Source organism: Paenibacillus sp. FSL R7-0340 (assembly GCF_038002205.1).
Taxonomy (GTDB): domain Bacteria; phylum Bacillota; class Bacilli; order Paenibacillales; family Paenibacillaceae; genus Paenibacillus; species Paenibacillus polymyxa_B.
This window is the reverse complement of sequence record NZ_JBBOBY010000001.1, coordinates 2,583,465-2,600,528: the sequence shown is the minus strand read 5'-3', so window position 1 is coordinate 2,600,528 and position 17,064 is coordinate 2,583,465. Positions and strand designations below refer to the sequence as shown.

The following is a 17,064-nucleotide window of genomic DNA, read 5'->3' as shown; positions in this document are numbered from 1 at the left end:
GTTAACGGTTGTATACAAACCAGTCAAATAAGGAACCCGTCACCTTGCCAAGCACCATTGCCATCAACAGACCGAGCATATACACGGTCATGTGGAGTCGCTTGGCGAGTATAGGCAGGAGATTCAATACCTCCGTTAGAGCCGCGGCGAGCAAGCCAATAAACACTCCGCAAAATAACCCAGGTATCCATGTAAATATGCCCGGTAGTGGCAAGCAAATGTTCCAAAAATCGACCACAGTTCCCAGTACTGAGCCTACAATCATTGCCTTTTCGTATGCACGTGATTTTTTATACGTACGGGTAAGTTGTGCTAATCGCGGCATGATATCCAGCACAATAAAAAAAGCAATTACACCGCTACCCACCGCAAGGCCCCCAGCAATACCTAAAATAATCTGAAGTGCAGCCTGTACAAATATCATGGTTTCTTATCCTTTGTCTGCAGAAGGGCCATCTTTTCATATTCCTCTGCCACAACATACTGATCCACATTTTCCTGATACAGATACATTTCCACCTCCAGCGGCGTCGGCTCCTCGTTCCAATTTTTCTTGAACAAGTGATTAAAAAAAACGATCATGCCAAAGCCGATGCCGATCGAGTAAGCAATTTGAAACAGGTACGGATGCTCATCCTTACGTCCCGTAATCATCTCTACAATCCGAACCTGTACCTCCATCATGCTAACGTCAGCATGAAAATTCATAATTGTCAGCGCAGAGCCAAAAAACAGAAGCACCCATACCAAAACAAACAGTATTTTGGACGGCTTACGGGGTTTCTCCACGAGTTCCACAAGTACATGTGGCTTCCCGAGAGATTCAACTACGACCCCCGGAATATGATCTCTAATTTTTGCTATAATCTGCAGCATGTCTATCAGTATCAGATTACCGTCCTGGTGCTGCGGCCGCTTGAGAACAAGCTCAAGCAAATCCTTTTCCCATTCAGGATTAGTCAGCAGTTGGGCTACATCACCCAAATGTAAATCCTGCCCTTGTATCATGCGGACACGGCTGCGGAGCCGCAAGTAGACAATAGGAGCTACTGTAGGAGCCGGACTATGAGTCATCCGATCCCCTCCTTATCCTCGTAATTATCGATTAGTATGGAACAAAGCAAGGAAACCTATTCTGTGTATTGTCTTTTATCCCACGCAAAAAAGAGTACCCTTTGCCATTAAAATGGCTTTGGAATACCCTTTAGTAATACGTAAGCATAAGGATTTCACTAAGATCCTGACTGTAATTATTGGGCAATCTGATCGCGGATCAGTTGTAAAATCTTTTTTTCCAGCCGTGATACCTGCACCTGAGAAATACCAAGCCGACTTGCAACCTCTGATTGAGTCTGATCCCGGTAGTAGCGCAGGTACACAATCAACCGCTCCCGCTCAGATAGTCCGCCAATGGCCTCATTGAGTGCCAGCTTGTCGAACCATCTTTCCTGTGATTCGTCAGCAATCTGATCCATAAGTGTAATCGGATCACCGTCATTTTCGAACACCGTTTCGTGAATTGAAGTAGGCGGCTTATTGGCCTCCTGCGCAAAAACAACATCCTCCGGTGTCACTCCCAGCTCATCAGCAACTTCCTTGACTGTAGGCAGGCGGTTGAGTCGTTTGGATAGCTCGTCCTTCATTTTGCGGACCTTATTGGCCGTTTCCTTCAAGGAACGGCTAACCTTGAGTGTACCGTCATCACGCAGAAACCGTTGAATCTCACCGATAATCATCGGTACTGCATATGTTGAAAATTTGACTTCGTAGCTGAGATCGAATTTATCCACCGATTTTAACAAGCCGATGCAACCAATTTGAAAAAGATCGTCAGGTTCATACCCCCGGTTCATAAAGCGCTGCACGACAGACCAGACGAGCCGGATATTACTATTGACCAGTGTCTCACGAGCCTCATTATCACCAGATTGACTCAGTGCAATAAGCCGCTTGACTTCCGCATCCTCCAAATAGCTGTGCGAAGTTTTTTTTCCTCCTGCTTCCATAGGATCAACTCCTAATTATATAAAGCTTTCTTGGATTCAATCCTTTTCTTCATCCGGACCGACGTGCCTCCGCCCGGCTCACTGACTGCTTCAAACTCATCCATGAAATTTTCCATAATCGTAAAGCCCATGCCGGAGCGTTCCAATTCAGGTTTGGACGTATATAGAGGTTGCTTGGCTAGCTCTATATCCTCAATTCCTCGCCCTGCGTCCTCAACAACCAACGTGATCACGTCCGCTTCAATCCCGACTTTGATCGTTACGACACCTGACGGGTCGCTGTCATAGCCGTGAATAATACTGTTTGTCACCGCTTCAGACACCACGGTTTTCAAATCGCTTAGCTCATCCATTGTGGGATCAAGCCTGGAAATAAAGGCCGCGACAGCCACACGAGCAAATGCTTCATTCTCCGATTTGGCAGCAAACTGCAAGCTCATGAAATTGTTTCCCGTGCCTTCTCTCATGACACAACCTCCAGTTCCGTGAGCGCATTTCCCTCGTTGTCATATATGGGCATGATTTTGAACAGCCCTGACATATCCAGCAGTCGGTGTACTGGCGGATTGACATCACAGACTGCCATTTTTCCGCCCTTTTGCTTGATCAGTTTGTACCGTCCCAAGATAACGCCAAGGCCGGAGCTATCCATAAACTGAAGATTCTTCAGGCTGAGCACAATATGCTCGCATTGCCGGCGCTGAATCGCCTCGTCCATTTGCATACGGACCATGTCCGACGTATGGTGATCAAGCTCACCAGACAGCCTTACAATCAGTACCCCCCGGTGATGCTCCATTTCAATTTGCAGGTTCATGCTTACTCACTCTCCTCCCGGTCTTGGACAAGGATTTCTACGTAGCCGCAGACGATTCCTGCCCTCCGACAAAACTAGAAGAAAACCCCGTAAAATCTACAAAGAAAATAGGTTCGACATGGTACGTTTAAACAATTTCCACCATCCAGCCTTTTCGATAGCCACAGGCGAAGTGATATTAAACTCCTTAAGCTGTTGTCCATCCTGATAGACGACCAGCTTACCGATTGGGTCACCAGCCCGGACAGGAGCTTTGAGGCTTGGGGCCAGTTGCAATTCATGACGCAACGTTTGTTTGTTACCACCTTTTTTCACCAGTACACTGTAAGAACGGTCAGCCTGAATTTTCAGCTCTGGCAATACGCCTTTTTCAACTTTTACGCTGCCCAGCAATTCACCCGGCTTGTATATGGATTTCATTGTATATTGAGAAAATGCATAGTCGAACATGGAAGATACTTCATTGTTGCGTACCTTCGTATTTGGCTCCCCGAGCACCACAGCTACGACACGCAAGCCATCACGCTTCGCAGTAGCGGAAAGACAGAACTTTGCTTCTGCCGTATAGCCTGTTTTCAGCCCGTCTGCTCCAGTATAGAAACGGACAAGCTTATTCGTATTCACCAGCCAAAAGGGTTTGACTGAGGATTTGCGCAAATAGTCCTGATAGGCTCCCGTATATTTCGTAATTTGCGGGTATTTCAACAACTCTCGGCTCATAACCGCAATATCATGCGCAGAAGAATAGTGATTCTCTACGGGTAAACCGTTGCAATTGGCAAAATGCGTATCCTTGAGCCCGAGCTGCTGCACCTTCGCATTCATCATCTCGACAAAAGCCTGTTCAGATCCTGCAATTTTCTCAGCCATCGCCACAGAGGCGTCGTTGCCGGAAGCCATTGCAATTCCCTTCAGCATCTCATCGACCGTCATTTCTTCACCGGGCTCCAAGAAAATTTGCGAGCCTCCCATTGAAGACGCATATTCGCTGGCCCGAACTTTATCGGTCAGCTTGAGCTTGCCATCTTGAATAGCCTCCATTGTCAGCAACATCGTCATAATCTTGGTGATGCTCGCTGGAGGAAGCTTTTCACGACTGTTTTTTTCATAGATGACTGTGCCCGTATCTGCATCCATCAGGATCGCCGAGAGAGCCTCGGGAGCCAGCTCAGCCGCTGATCCCTCTTTGGGTTTGCTTTCAGGTCTGCTTTCTTCGGCCCAACCGCCGACAGGGACGGCAGTCAAGGCTACCAGACAAGCCAGGATGAACGCCACCACTTTTTTCTTCACAATCGGTTCCCTCCTCAACATATTGGCGTAAAGCACCGGAGCCCATTTACTTACCCCTCCGGCCTATTCGCGTGCTGCTAACCATTGTCGTCAGAATGAAAGAAAAATATTCCATATGAATAAAAACATCAAATAGCACCAAGCTGAGTCAGCATGGTGCGCATTTTCCAATATATAAAATGACAGAACATCTATCGTCTGTGAAATAATTGTTTAAATTCGGCTTATAGTGAGATATGTGATTCCTCCACCGGGTAGAATATCCATCGTATTTTGACTGAACACCCGTATATCAATAAAAGAATTCGCTTCCAATCTAAGTTCCATAGCTCCACTCAATGCACTATAGTTCAGTCCGCCAATTACCCTATCATCGAGATACGCATAGGCGGAACTTCCGGTAAGCTGCTCATCATTCAGGTGAAGTGCCAGCCGTGTGCGATTGCCATCCACTTGGGGATCGGTCGAAATGTAGACTTGTATTCTGTATTTCCCAGCTCGCTTGGCTCGCCATCGGCTATTCACCGCATCGAATTCGATCAGCTCATCATGGTTGATTTGATTAAACTTCACCTTCTGCCAGCTACCTGCGGGAAGATTTTGCCTTGCTCCCAGGTAGGCTTTAACAAAGGTTTCGTCCAAATGCTCAATCCCGTTGTTTGAGTATTTCTCGACAAGCAGCAAAGCCTGCCCTGTCCCATTATTCTCGCCATAACGATTATTGCTATAGCTAAAATCCAAATGTGAGCGAAGTGTCACCTGCTGTGTGGAAGAGCTACCAGAGAAAGAAATAAGCTGCTTTAGATTACGGGGATACCCTCCCACCTCGTCCACCAAAACTTTTTTGCCAATGACCACATCCACAAAATAGTTACATACGGATTGGGTGTCATCGAATTTGTCCGCTATCGCTAAAATGGAGTCACGCAAGGCCACATTTTTTGTTTCTTTGGTAGCACCAATTTGAATAAAAGAAGGCACTGTCATCTTATGCTCTCTGCTTAGTCCCTCAAACCAGCAACCTATAAATTCAGCGTTCATAAAATCATTAATTAGAATGGGAATATCATTGGAGCTTCCATCCTTAATGTGCTGGCTAGCCAAAAATCTGGCCCCATTGGAGCTATTCAGATCCAATGCCGTATCGTTCCCCAATGTAAAAAGCGCTATGCTAGTAAACTGTGAACTTCTGTTCTGCAAGTGAATCCCTGTTTTATTGTAATTAATCTCCGTGCATTTAAATAAATTCACATCACTTTCATAGCCCCAAAAAGCCGTTTCAAAATGCTCAATTAGGACGTTATCCAGGACAACTCCGCCACCCTTCCAATCCTGAATACCCAAAGTACCTTTGCCATAATATCCACGCTTCACTGACTGCGAAAACGGATTATTTAATGTGCCTATGTCAGCCCCCTCGTACCGGATCGATAAGTCATGAAACTGCACATTTTGATATCCGCTAAACGATGGTAGACTTTCATCTCCAATTTGAAAACAAGGACCCGTACCATAATATTCAATCGACGTAACACCTTTGCCTTGTCGGTATCTGCCCTTATGAATGCCAAAAATGCGCACACCCTGCTTGCGAATCTGTAAGGTAGAGGTTATTTTGTATCGTCCACTGGGGATGTGAAGAATGGAATAATCGGGGGTCTTATTAATCAATTCCTGTAAAGCTGCCGTGTCATCCTGAATACCATCACCAGCAGCTCCAAACCAGCTTACGTTTACACTTCGTTCAATGAATTCTTTTTCAATGGTTTTAAAATTTTCATTTAATTGCTGCGGCGTTAACTCTTTGCCCGTACCACTCAAATTCAACTTCAAACGGTCTGTAAAATGATCCGCCACCCGAACACCCCCATGTTTAAAAACGTAAAAAGTTCCTTTTTTGACCAAGCCGAAGAATTCTTCATTTTCTTAGCATGGACTGAGTATATGCACAAGAGGGCTTGCTCTAGGCTTGAGAAAAATGAAAATAAATATTTTATTATTATTGTACAAGAAGATACGTTTTGTATATTATAGATACATAATGTATCCAGGTGGTGAAATCGTGAAACATGTACTTACAGTAGCTGGTTTACTGGCTTTTTCGATTCCTTATGCTTGTCAGGGTTTGTCCCCCAGAGTTATCACGATTTCCGTGCTTATCCTGTTGTTCAGCTATACCATGCTACTCCCTTCACTCAAGTCATTGATCGCAACCTTAGCCGACAATCCGTTACTGACTCTACTCACGCTGTACATCGCTGCCTCCTGTTTATGGGCTGAACAAGAACAGACCTCTTCCTTGCTGATGGTTCTCAAATTCCTTGCCTTCTCTACCTTTGGGCTCTATTTGGTCACCCATTATACAACTCAGGGCTGCATTCGCCTCTTAGTCGTTACGTTAAGTATTTTGAGCATACTCAATCTACTCGCCGTTTTGCTCGTTCCCTCCTTTGCCATTCATGGTGGAGTAGAACATACTGGGCTATGGAAGGGCATCTCTGGTCATAAAAATACACTTGGAACTCTCTCTCTGTTAAGTTTTGTTTCACATGTCATTTATTTTTTCAGGGGTAAACGTAAAGTTTTGCATATTGGCTTTATCTTACTCAATGCCCTATTGCTCATCGAGTGCCAATCTACCACCTCTTTGGTACTGACATCTTCGCTCTTCGTATTTATATTGTTTATACTGCTATTCAAGAGAATCCGAAGCATTGCGTTGCGCGGTTTCTTCATTAGCTGTTCCTGCTTGCTCGTTCTTTTGGGTTTGGTACTCACCTTTACTTATGGAGATGCGATTGCGTCGGAATTCGGAAAAACAACGACCTTAACTGGAAGAACGGAAATCTGGCAGGGGATTGGTGGTGCTATTCAGAGCCATTACTGGTTCGGACATGGTTACGGCTCCTACTGGGCAGCCCGACCCAGTATCTATGCGAACGGCATCCGATTTGATCTGACAAGCAGCCATAGCGGTTTCCGTGATCTGTGGATCGATGTGGGCCTTACAGGACTACTGGCAACAATTACACTCGCCATAACAACTTTATTTAAATTCAGAATTGGCAAAGCAGATATGTATACATGGCTGACGGCAGTGGTTTTTTTCCTATTTATCGTATTGAACAATATAACGGACAGCCGTTTCCTGAACTCGCTAGCCATTTACTGGATCATTTTTATGGTTATTGTGATCAAGGTGCAAGAACGACATAAACTGGCTGTAGCAGAAAAAGCGAATTCAACTGCATTGAGCACACCCCCTCTTCATTAGGAGATCATACTCAGCTCAACCGTTGATGTAAAAAAGAACCCCATATCCACGCCATCAAAAGGCGATCGGATATGGGGTTCTTGGGATATATGTCCACCGCTTCGGTTGAACATGATCCCCAATCTACATTTGTGGAATAATCGCTAGCACAAGTTTTAAAAATTGCTCACGTACTTTCTCTGCCGTCTCCATCACTTCACCATGGGACAAAGGCTGATCCAGAATGCCTGCGGCCATATTCGTGATACAGGAGAAGCCCAGTACCTCAATACCTGCATGACGGGCTACAATAACCTCAGATACGGTCGACATACCCACCGCATCTGCACCCAGTGTACGCAGCATAACGATTTCAGCAGGCGTTTCATAGTTAGGCCCCAGCAATCCAGCATATACACCTTCTTGCAGACTGAAGCCCTGTTGGTTAGCCGTTTGCTTGGCAATTTCACGCAAGCGGCGGCTGTACGCCTCCGACATGTCTGGAAAACGAACGCCTAGACCAGCATCGTTCGGTCCGATCAATGGATTTTGTCCGGTCAGATTAAGATGATCCGAGATGACCATCAGATCGCCTGCTTCGTAGGAAGTGTTTACACCACCTGCTGCATTCGTCACCAGCAGACTTTGAATCCCCAATTGCTTCATCACCCGAACTGGGAAAGCCGTCAGCTGCGGGCCATATCCCTCATACATATGAAAGCGCCCTTTCATCATGACGACAGCGCGACCTTCAATCGTGCCTAACAGTAATTCTCCCTCGTGACCTTCTACCGTCGATACAGGAAAATGGGGAATATCCTGATAAGGAATACTAATTCCATCCTGAATTAAATCGGCCAGAATACCGAGACCTGATCCCAGAATAAGACCAATCTCTGGACGTATTCCGCTCTTGGCACGGATATAATCTGCTGCTTCCTGAATTGTAGATTGGTTGGCTGTTGACATTAATATCTCTCCTGACTTGTACAATCGTAAAGTTATAGTCATTATCACATTTTCTATGAAAGCAAAGTATCGTTACGTTCGATCTTTGCTTTCATGAGAAGTGCGGTTGCCGCCGTGCGGGTGATGCTTTTCATATACTTCCTTCATATTCCGTCTGGCCGTCTGCGCATATACCTGCGTCGTTGACAGATCAGCATGACCCAGCATTTCCTGTACAGAGCGTAAGTCCGCTCCGCCCTCCAGCATATGTACCGCAAAGGAATGCCGCAACGTGTGGGGCGTGATATCCTCGCTTATGCCTGCTTCCTGGCCGTACTTCTTAATCATTTTCCAGAAGCCCTGTCTACTGAGACGCTGACCAGATACGTTCAGGAACATGGCTTCCTGCTCTACCTGAGCTTCTTCACCCTGCCCGGATCTCAGCAATAATAGACGCTGCTCGTCCATGTAGGCTTGTGCCCACTGTGATGCCTCACGGCTGATCGGTACAACACGCTCCTTGCCTGCCTCGCCGCCACAGTGCACAAAGCGCAGATCGGTGCGGACATCACGCACGTTTAGGGCAATCAGCTCCGATACACGAATGCCCGTCGCATACAGCAACTCCAGCATCGCCTTGTCTCGCACCCCTTGCGGGGCAGTCACATCCGGCGCGTCCAGCAAACGCTCTATCTCATCCTGCGTTAGCACCGAGGGCTTCTTTTTAGTCGCTTTGGGCAGCTCCAGCAGAACGGACGGATCATGGATCGTAATTCCCTCCCGAATAAGAAAATGAAAAAAGGAGCGAATGGAGGCGACGCTACGTGATATCGTCGCCGCAGCTTTTCCCTGTTCCTTCAAACGGCCCAAATACAGTACCAGATGTGACCGTTGAACGTTATCCGGCTGCTCAATACCACAGCTTTCTGCAAACTCGGCAAACTGCTGTACGTCCCGTTGATACGCTTCCAATGTGCTGCGCGACAAGCCCTTTTCCTCTTCCATATATTGAACGAAAGGTTGAATGTACATTTTCATGAGTTCCAAAAGTCTCCTTGTTCTGCATACAGCGGTTCAGTCTCAGCCTCTGCTTCTTCGTGTGCTGCGTTCATATCATAAGCTCATCAAGACCGATTACTTAGACTATTCACCATACCAGTAAAAGAAACGTAAACGTTCCAACACTGCTATTCGATGCTCGGACCCTTCATTTACTTTTTGCCCGCCAAATACCTTAACTGCATGTCCTTCCGGTATTCGGTAATGATCTACAGGTGTTATCCAATCTGTAAACAGCCTGAGGCTATAAAAGAACATACATGCCAGCACTCCGAACAATATTACCAAACGCAGCCATTTTAGTCCTCTCCGCAACGATAGTACCATGTGGATCAGCCGCCTTTTCCCCAGAATATAGTCCCTAATAGGACTCTCTATGGAAGGGTATGACAAGCTATTCCTTTTTATTCCGCTTAATCCCGAACAACAGATTCCGAACCAAAAAAGCTCTCCCGAACGCATCTTCGTCGGTGAGAGCTTGGGTAGTCAGCTTTTAGTCCTGAGATTTGTGTTTTCTGGATTTGCCCAAAGATTTCTGAGCCGTCGTATCGTTCTTCGCCTTACAACGATAACAGATACCGTGGAAGTCCAAACGATGATCCACTACGGTAAAATTATATTCCCGTTCCAGACGCTCCTCCAATGGTCCAAGCCAATCTTCCAGTATTTCATCTACACTGCCACACTGCACACATATCAAATGGTGATGGTGATGTTTGGTTGTATCGCCGCGCAAATCATAACGCGCAACGCCATCACCAAAATTAATTTTCTCCACGACATGCAGTTCACTTAGCAGTTCTAGGGTACGGTATACGGTTGCCAGACCGATTTCGGGAGCTTTCTCTTTGACGAGCATAAATACATCTTCCGCACTCAGATGATCATCTTCGTTCTCAAGTAAAACTCTGACGGTGGCTTCCCGCTGAGGCGTTAGTTTGTAGCCCTGGGATTGCAGCTGCTGCTTAATTTTTTCGATCCGTGCTTCCATGTGTCTCCCTCCCCCTGCAAAGCTACTGCCTACTGCACTTTTTTCACTCCTATTATTATAGGGGGTCTATACAAATAAAGTCAAACATTTTGAAACGGATCAAGATGATACGGAAGCTGTCAGCATAGGAGTGACCCATTGCATCATAACCGGGGTGATCCAAGTTTCAAAGGACGCGCTACCGATAAGAAGCACCATCATCACAGCAGTCAATCCTGCATAAGACAGCAACGGACGCAGCATCCCGTCTGACGGCCGGGTAGCGAGTATTTTGGTTTTGATCATATGAATGGAAAAAGTCATCGCAGCCACGCTGCAGACGAGCAGTACCGGAATGACGAGCAGGTTATGGGGAGCAACTGAAACCAAAGAAAATAGCAGTCCTTTCCACGAATATTGCCCCACCATATAACCTACTGAAAATCCGATTAGCACACCCTTGAGGAAATTCAATACAAGAATGCCCGGCAGACCGATAACCGAAAGGCCACACACCCAAATTAGGCCGACCCATTTTAGATGTAAAGATACGCTATCCCAAAAGGTCGAAGCCGCCTGCGAATCAGCGAAGCCCTGTTCGTTTTGATTGACCGTTACAAAAAAATCCTTCAGGTAACGGGACAAATCCTGTAACTGCTCCAGCGAGAGTGCGTTAACCATAAGTGCGCCAAAGACGACTCCCACCAGAAACAGCACAGCCAAGAAAACATAATACGGCGTCTGATCTTTTAACGTATGACGAAACCATTGCATCGGCGTCCTGCCCCTTTCATCTGCTTGTTTGTCCAAAAAACAACCGTAATCCGACGGCTGATGGCTAGAAATGGGGCAGCTTTCACTGCAGATCAAGCATCACGAATGATGTGCCAAGCCAGCGGCATAGATAATTTATGGTTATGAACAAGCAGACGCTGATATGCCTTTAGAGGGACAAGACTTTACTAGGACTTAGCTATTTTGCCGTATGTTCCACCACCACCGGATACAAGCGACAGTCTCCCCTCACGTGAAAGCACAATTTGCTCTGCCAGCACTTTTCCGACGACTGCTGCTAACTCCTCCTGTGTAATCTCATGTAAAATATTCATTTCTGTTCCAAATGCAGCCAATAGCTGGTTCAGTTTGGCTTTGCCCAGACCTGGAATAAACTCCAGTGGAATCTGGTAAATGTACGGCGGACGATGGGAGGGGATCATGGGCTGTTCACGGTCGGCAATGCTCCATATTCGATCCAGCACACCTCGCACCAGCTTGGTATGACCACAGTCAGGACAACGTTCATCCGCCATCTGTTGCTCGTCAATAATCGTACCGCAGCTTTGACAGTAAGAACGATGGTATTTGCCCAGTTTCGGATTTAATCCGTAGTTGGCACGCACCCGTCGTCCTTCCCGCCGCTCCAAAGCCATTCTGAATTCATCAAAACACGGCTTTGCCAGTGATAATTTGTTGTATTCTCGTCCGATTTTCCCAAGTGAATGGGCATCTGAATTCGTGAGAAAGCTGAAGCGATCCAGTTCCGAAATCAAACCGGCCATAGATGAATCTGCGCTCAGCCCCAGCTCCACCCCGCTAACGAGCTCCATATCCAGCAGTTCCTCCATACGGGCCGCTGAGCTGCCGTATATGCCCTTATGAGGAGTAAACACGTGTGCAGGCACCATAATGCCTCCACGTCCGTAAATTTGCTGCTGCAACTCGCGTGGCGGTGCATAGATTCGTTGTGAGCTAAGATTAACATTTTTCATATGCCGGGCCAGCCATTGGGTAAAATCCTCCATCGCCGCCAGATCTGGAAAATAGGCCAGTACGTGCGCCTCAGGACGACCTTCAGCACGTATTTCCAGCTCCGTGCCAAGGAGAATAACCGTATCCCGATATGCGATACCGCCGCCGCTGATTTCCTTCATTTCACCCGTATGTAAATAGGTACGAATATCCTCCTGTACATTAGGTGCATGGCAGTCAATGATACCGATCAGCCCAATTCCTTTGCGACCGGAGGCTTCCTTAGCTATGTTGGCAAAGGTCAGATCGCGGCTGCCACTAATTTTGACCGGATTTCCCTTCTCTGTTCTACCAATATGAATATGCAAGTCTGCAAAGTAGTCGTTAAGTTCTACTCTATTTTCATCCATCCGCTTAGAAGCTCCCTGTATGTTGGCGGAGTTGCCATGCATAGACGGCCAGAATCGTTTTGGCATCACTAATCCGTCCTTCACGAATGAGCGTCTGTGCTTCTTCCAGCGTCACCTCAAACAACTCCAGAAATTCATCCTCATCCGGTTCCATCTCACCTAACTCCAGTTCTTCGGCCACATACAGATGAATGATTTCATCCGCAAAGCCAGGAGAGGTATAAAAGGAGTGCAGCAGCTTCAACGACTTGGCAGTATAACCTGTCTCTTCTCTCAGCTCACGCCCCGCTGCTTCCATCGGATCTTCACCCCGCTCTAGCTTACCTGCAGGAATTTCTACCTCACAGCGCCCCATCGCCTGTCTGTACTGGTCCACGACCAGCATTTTTCCTTCATGTAGAGCCAAAACAGCCACCGCCCCTGGATGCTTTACGATCTCACGCTTTCCAGTGGAGCCGTCGGGAAGCTCTACCGTGTCTACCTGTAATGTAATGACCTTTCCCTCAAAAATAGACTGTGTGGACACGGTCTTTTCCTCCAGCGCAGGATTGGAATAAGGCTTGCGATGTGCATCGTTTGTTGGATTGTTCAATTGTCCGTTCGTTTGCTCGTTCATCGGTAAGTTTCCTCCTTCATATCTATCTTTCTTTATTAATTATCACCAAAGTTAGTCTAACTTGTCCACTTTGTACATATGCTGGTGGTAGAATAACAAACTTCCTGTCATGAGGAGATGCAGAAATGAAAAGCTACCGTACTGAAAGCACCCTCCATATCGTTGGTAAAGCCTGGCAGATTCAAGCACTTTTGCGTCAGTGGCAAAAGGAACACGGACCTACCGCCACTATCGCTTCGCTAGCTGTTCCAAAAAAGGTTCAGATCTAAAGACGAAGGAACGCTGTTCCTGTCTTTAACCTGAACCTTTTTTCAGTATGTTGCAAGTGTATGATACAAGTTTATTTTGTGGTTTCTTGAATCAGAGCTATGACAACTTCAGCAACCTTCACCAGGTCATCGGCCTTAATCTTTTCCTCTGTTGTATGGATGTTCTGGTAGCCCACAGCCAAATTCACCGTTGGAATTCCAAGCCCGTTGAATACATTAGCATCTGAGCCACCACCGGAATGGAAGGTCGGCGTTGCCAGTCCCAGTCCTTGAATTGCACGCTGTGCAACCTGTACAACTTCGTCATGCTCCGTAAAGCTGAATGCCGGATAGATGACTTCACTGCGGAACTCTCCCTGTGCACCAAATTCGCGTGTGGTGGTTTCCAGCGCTTCACGCATATGCTGGATTTGATGATTAACCTTTTCCTGCACAATACTACGTGCCTCTGCACGGATCAATACAAAATCGCATACCACATTCGTCGCGCCGCCGCCCTCGAAACTGCCGATGTTAGCGGTCGTTTCCTTATCAATCCGTCCTAGTTTCATTTTAGAAATGGCTTTAGAAGCGACCTGAATGGCACTAATGCCATCTTCTGGATTTACCCCCGCATGAGCGGACTTCCCAGTTATCTTCATTTCAATACGTGCCTGCGTTGGGGCAGCTATACAAATAGAGCCAACTTCACCATTCGAATCCAAAGCATATCCGAAATCAGAATCTAGCACTTCTGGCTTCATCGCCCGTGCACCCATCAAACCAGATTCCTCGCCAGCCGTAATCACGAACTGGATTTGACCATGGGGAATATTCTGCTCGCGCACGACACGAATCGCCTCGAACAAAGCAGCAATTCCCGCCTTGTCGTCAGAACCCAGAATCGTTGAACCGTCACTACGAATCCAGCCATCCTCACCCAACTGTGGCTTAATGCCTTTACCCGGAGTAACGGTATCCATATGGCAGGTAAAAAATAATTTGGGTGCTTGCTCCACACCTTCCGCTTTCCAGGTGACGATCAGATTGCCTGAACCATGTCCGGTTCTTTCACGAGAATCGTCTTCCATTACTTCCAGCCCGAGTGCATTAAACTTTTCTTTTAGAACACGTGATATTTCCTGCTCATTTTTCGTTTCACTATCCACCTGTACGAGTTCCATAAATTCCTGTACGATTCGGTCTTTTACTACTTTTACTGTCATTAAACTTTCCTCTCTTTCCCGATTACGCTACAATACGGATAGATGTTCTTATCTATGACTTAAACCTATCCTAAAGGAGTTACACATGTCGAACAAAAAATGGGTTCGTTTTTTCGTCTACATTATGCTCGCAGCTATGATTGGTTCTACGCTGTTCATGGTAATTGAGCCGTTTATTATGCCACTATAATAACTATACCGCTCAAGGTATCTGGCTGCTCTAAGGCACTATTGAAGCCTTGAGTGGACGAGCTGTTACGTAAAGCAAACAGGCGGGCTTTCGTGTACATACACAATAGCCCGCCTTACCTTTATTGGAAAGAATGCGTTTGCCATTGCGCAGCAAATGAAAATTGCTGTTCAAAGAACGGTACAATTTCCTTCGCAATCTGCTCCACCGACATAGGCTTCTGTATGCAGTCCTCCAATGATGTCACACCGTATTCCTGAATTCCGCACGGGACAATGCCCTCAAAGCCCTCATGCTGTATCCCTGATTTGATGTTAAAGGCAAAGCCATGGCTGGTTACGAAGCCCCGACGGTGCTTACACTTGTTGAATTTGACGCCAATGGCCGCAATTTTTAGATTCCCGATCCATACCCCCGTATATTCAGGCTTACGGCTTCCCTCAACCCCATAAGATGCCAACAACTGGATGATCACTTCTTCCAGACTTCGAAGGTATCCGTGCAGATTCAGCGCCTCCCGGTTGCCGAGCATAAGTAGAGGATATCCGACAAGCTGCCCCGGCCCATGATATGTAATGTCTCCCCCACGGTCAATCTGAAAGACGCTGATTCCCTGCTCCTTCAGTTGCTCTGGTGTGAGGAGCAAATGTTCAGGATGTCGCTGAGAACCAATCGTGTAGGTCGGTGGATGCTGGAGAAGCATAAGCGTTTCTCTTGCCTCTCCCGCATCCAGCTTTCCCACAATCTCCTTCTGGACATCCCATGCATGGGCATATTCCATCCTATTCGTATAGGTTACATCAAGCGGTCGTCTGTTCACGGCCTGTCACTTCCTCTCCGTACATTTCCCCCACTGTTCGGATGATTAGTACAGCTTCGTATCCAAAGTGTAGCCTTCTAGATTTTCTTTAACCCGTTGCAGGAATCGTCCGCAAATCACTCCGTCCAAAATGCGATGATCCAGCGACAAGCACAGATTAGCCATCGAGCGAACCGCAATCATATCATCAATAACCACTGGTCTTTTGACAATGGATTCAAAGGTAAGAATTGCAGCCTGCGGATAGTTAATTACCGGATAAGATAAAATCGAACCAAAGGAGCCTGTGTTGTTTACAGTGAACGTTCCGCCTTGCATGTCGTCCAGTTTGAGCGTGCCTTCCCGGGTTTTACGTGCCAAATCGTCAATTTCACGAGCTAATCCAGCAATATTTTTCTGGTCCGCTTTTTTAATAACAGGAGTAAGAACGGAGTCCTCTGTACCCACGGCTAGCGAAATATTGATATCTCTTTTGACGATAATTTTGTCCACAGCCCACACCGAATTCATGATCGGATATTCTTTGATTGCATTCACGACTGCTTTCATGAGGAAAGCCAGATACGTAATATTGATGCCTTCTTTTTGCTTGAACTCGTTTTTGATCTTGTTGCGGAGCATTACCAGGTTGGTCACATCCACCTCAATCGTCGTCCATGCATGTGGAATTTCGGAAACGCTTTGTCGCATATTGCGAGCAATTGCACTGCGAATGGGTGTAACATCAATAAAATACTCGGATCTGTTATTGTTGCCACCCTCAACTTCGATCACAGGAGCCTTTGGAGCCTCCGTCAAATGAATCCCACTGTTACGAACCGGAATAGCAGGGTCCATATTTTGAATCGGTGTGCTGTGCTGAGTGGCAGACTGCTGTCTTCCTGCAAAAGGAGAGCCTTGTCCTGATGTTGTCGCAGTCGGCTGTCCAGATACTCCAGTGGGAGCAGAGCCGCCCTGCTGCACATAATTCAGCACGTCTTTGCGGGTAATTCTTCCCCCCATGCCCGTGCCTGGTACTTGGCTTAAGTCGACATTATGCTCAGCAGCCAGGGTTTGCACCGCTGGGGAAAAACGTCCTCTCATGGACTGGTCCGATCCAGCACTCTGCTGAGATTGTGTTTGTACGGTACTTTGAGATGCTGGTGCAACAGGTGTCGCTCCTGATGCCGCCGCAGGTGCAGCCGACTTCGTCTGGATACGGCAAATTAACTCGCCTACCGCTACTGTCTGACCTTCCTCTGCCAACAGATCACCCATAATGCCGTCCAATGTGGATGGGATTTCTGCATTCACTTTATCTGTAATAACCTCGCAAATCGGCTCGAATTGCTCTACCGTTTCACCAGGTTGTTTGAGCCATTTGGCAATTGTCGCCGATACGAGCGATTCTGCCAATTGTGGCATGGTCACGTCGTTCCATTGTGTTTGGTCTGACATTTTTTCAACTCCTTAACATCATAGG

At 46.8% G+C, this 17,064-nt stretch carries 20 protein-coding genes; 3 read left to right on the top strand and 17 right to left on the bottom strand.

Features of this window, described 5'->3' with window-relative positions:
- Position 1 precedes the first annotated feature (1 nt).
- The 7 genes from MKX59_RS11460 to MKX59_RS11430 all read right to left on the bottom strand — a co-directional run bounded on the left by MKX59_RS11460 (position 2) and on the right by MKX59_RS11430 (position 5,970).
- Positions 2-424 carry a stage V sporulation protein AB gene (locus MKX59_RS11460; RefSeq protein WP_023989211.1) on the bottom strand — a complete coding sequence of 141 codons (423 nt, stop codon included), beginning with the start codon at positions 422-424 and terminating at the stop codon, positions 2-4.
- Positions 421-1,074, bottom strand: a complete 654-nt coding sequence (locus MKX59_RS11455) for a stage V sporulation protein AA (protein WP_340858429.1) — start codon at positions 1,072-1,074, stop codon at positions 421-423. Before MKX59_RS11455 ends, MKX59_RS11460 begins: the two co-directional genes overlap by 4 nt.
- A 176-nt stretch (positions 1,075-1,250) precedes the next feature.
- Positions 1,251-2,006, bottom strand: coding sequence for an RNA polymerase sporulation sigma factor SigF (sigF, locus tag MKX59_RS11450; RefSeq protein ID WP_023989213.1), 756 nt, complete (start codon positions 2,004-2,006; stop codon positions 1,251-1,253).
- A gap of 11 nt (positions 2,007-2,017) precedes the next feature.
- Positions 2,018-2,473, bottom strand: a complete 456-nt coding sequence (gene spoIIAB, locus MKX59_RS11445) for an anti-sigma F factor (protein ID WP_023989214.1) — start codon at positions 2,471-2,473, stop codon at positions 2,018-2,020.
- Positions 2,470-2,823, bottom strand: coding sequence for an anti-sigma F factor antagonist (gene spoIIAA / locus MKX59_RS11440; RefSeq protein WP_013310782.1), 354 nt, complete (start codon positions 2,821-2,823; stop codon positions 2,470-2,472). The genes spoIIAB and spoIIAA overlap by 4 nt, the downstream gene beginning before the upstream one ends.
- A 96-nt stretch (positions 2,824-2,919) precedes the next feature.
- Positions 2,920-4,113 (bottom strand): D-alanyl-D-alanine carboxypeptidase family protein, encoded by a 1,194-nt coding sequence (locus MKX59_RS11435; protein ID WP_340858428.1) that lies wholly within the window; start codon positions 4,111-4,113, stop codon positions 2,920-2,922.
- Between the two features lie 213 nt (positions 4,114-4,326).
- Positions 4,327-5,970, bottom strand: a complete 1,644-nt coding sequence (locus tag MKX59_RS11430; protein ID WP_068941573.1) for a glycosyl hydrolase family 28-related protein — start codon at positions 5,968-5,970, stop codon at positions 4,327-4,329.
- Between the two features lie 205 nt (positions 5,971-6,175).
- Here MKX59_RS11430 and MKX59_RS11425 point away from each other — a divergent pair, with 205 nt between their 5' ends.
- Positions 6,176-7,387, top strand: a complete 1,212-nt coding sequence (locus MKX59_RS11425) for an O-antigen ligase family protein (protein ID WP_028540613.1) — start codon at positions 6,176-6,178, stop codon at positions 7,385-7,387.
- A gap of 123 nt (positions 7,388-7,510) precedes the next feature.
- Here MKX59_RS11425 and MKX59_RS11420 read toward each other — a convergent pair whose 3' ends face one another.
- The 7 genes from MKX59_RS11420 to MKX59_RS11390 all read right to left on the bottom strand — a co-directional run bounded on the left by MKX59_RS11420 (position 7,511) and on the right by MKX59_RS11390 (position 13,118).
- On the bottom strand, positions 7,511-8,335 hold the full coding sequence (locus tag MKX59_RS11420; protein WP_023989218.1) for a purine-nucleoside phosphorylase: 825 nt from the start codon (positions 8,333-8,335) through the stop codon (positions 7,511-7,513).
- Positions 8,336-8,407: 72 nt separating this feature from the next.
- Positions 8,408-9,352, bottom strand: coding sequence for a site-specific tyrosine recombinase XerD (gene xerD / locus MKX59_RS11415; RefSeq protein WP_025723042.1), 945 nt, complete (start codon positions 9,350-9,352; stop codon positions 8,408-8,410).
- A gap of 105 nt (positions 9,353-9,457) precedes the next feature.
- Complete coding sequence (locus MKX59_RS11410) at positions 9,458-9,700, bottom strand: YqzK family protein (protein ID WP_023989220.1); 243 nt, start codon at positions 9,698-9,700, stop codon at positions 9,458-9,460.
- A 166-nt stretch (positions 9,701-9,866) separates the two neighbouring features.
- The gene (fur, locus tag MKX59_RS11405; RefSeq protein WP_023989221.1) at positions 9,867-10,364 is read right to left on the bottom strand and encodes a ferric iron uptake transcriptional regulator; all 498 of its coding nucleotides are present in this window, start codon (positions 10,362-10,364) and stop codon (positions 9,867-9,869) included.
- Positions 10,365-10,463: 99 nt separating this feature from the next.
- Positions 10,464-11,117, bottom strand: coding sequence for a stage II sporulation protein M (gene spoIIM, locus MKX59_RS11400; protein ID WP_023989222.1), 654 nt, complete (start codon positions 11,115-11,117; stop codon positions 10,464-10,466).
- Between the two features lie 188 nt (positions 11,118-11,305).
- Positions 11,306-12,502, bottom strand: a complete 1,197-nt coding sequence (locus MKX59_RS11395; RefSeq protein WP_071558542.1) for an endonuclease Q family protein — start codon at positions 12,500-12,502, stop codon at positions 11,306-11,308.
- A 4-nt stretch (positions 12,503-12,506) separates the two neighbouring features.
- Positions 12,507-13,118, bottom strand: coding sequence for an NUDIX domain-containing protein (locus MKX59_RS11390; RefSeq protein WP_071558541.1), 612 nt, complete (start codon positions 13,116-13,118; stop codon positions 12,507-12,509).
- Positions 13,119-13,243: 125 nt separating this feature from the next.
- Here MKX59_RS11390 and mciZ point away from each other — a divergent pair, with 125 nt between their 5' ends.
- Positions 13,244-13,387 carry a Z-ring formation inhibitor MciZ gene (gene mciZ, locus MKX59_RS11385; protein WP_071558540.1) on the top strand — a complete coding sequence of 48 codons (144 nt, stop codon included), beginning with the start codon at positions 13,244-13,246 and terminating at the stop codon, positions 13,385-13,387.
- Between the two features lie 71 nt (positions 13,388-13,458).
- On the opposite strand, the gene MKX59_RS11380 is transcribed toward mciZ, so the two are convergent.
- The gene (locus MKX59_RS11380; protein ID WP_023989225.1) at positions 13,459-14,592 is read right to left on the bottom strand and encodes a tripeptidase T; all 1,134 of its coding nucleotides are present in this window, start codon (positions 14,590-14,592) and stop codon (positions 13,459-13,461) included.
- Positions 14,593-14,677: 85 nt separating this feature from the next.
- Here MKX59_RS11380 and prli42 point away from each other — a divergent pair, with 85 nt between their 5' ends.
- Positions 14,678-14,782, top strand: coding sequence for a stressosome-associated protein Prli42 (gene prli42, locus MKX59_RS11375; RefSeq protein ID WP_023989226.1), 105 nt, complete (start codon positions 14,678-14,680; stop codon positions 14,780-14,782).
- Positions 14,783-14,903: 121 nt separating this feature from the next.
- Here prli42 and lipB read toward each other — a convergent pair whose 3' ends face one another.
- Positions 14,904-15,602 (bottom strand): lipoyl(octanoyl) transferase LipB, encoded by a 699-nt coding sequence (lipB, locus tag MKX59_RS11370; RefSeq protein ID WP_068941567.1) that lies wholly within the window; start codon positions 15,600-15,602, stop codon positions 14,904-14,906.
- A gap of 45 nt (positions 15,603-15,647) precedes the next feature.
- Positions 15,648-17,039, bottom strand: coding sequence for a dihydrolipoamide acetyltransferase family protein (locus tag MKX59_RS11365; protein WP_069079986.1), 1,392 nt, complete (start codon positions 17,037-17,039; stop codon positions 15,648-15,650).
- Positions 17,040-17,064 lie beyond the last annotated feature (25 nt).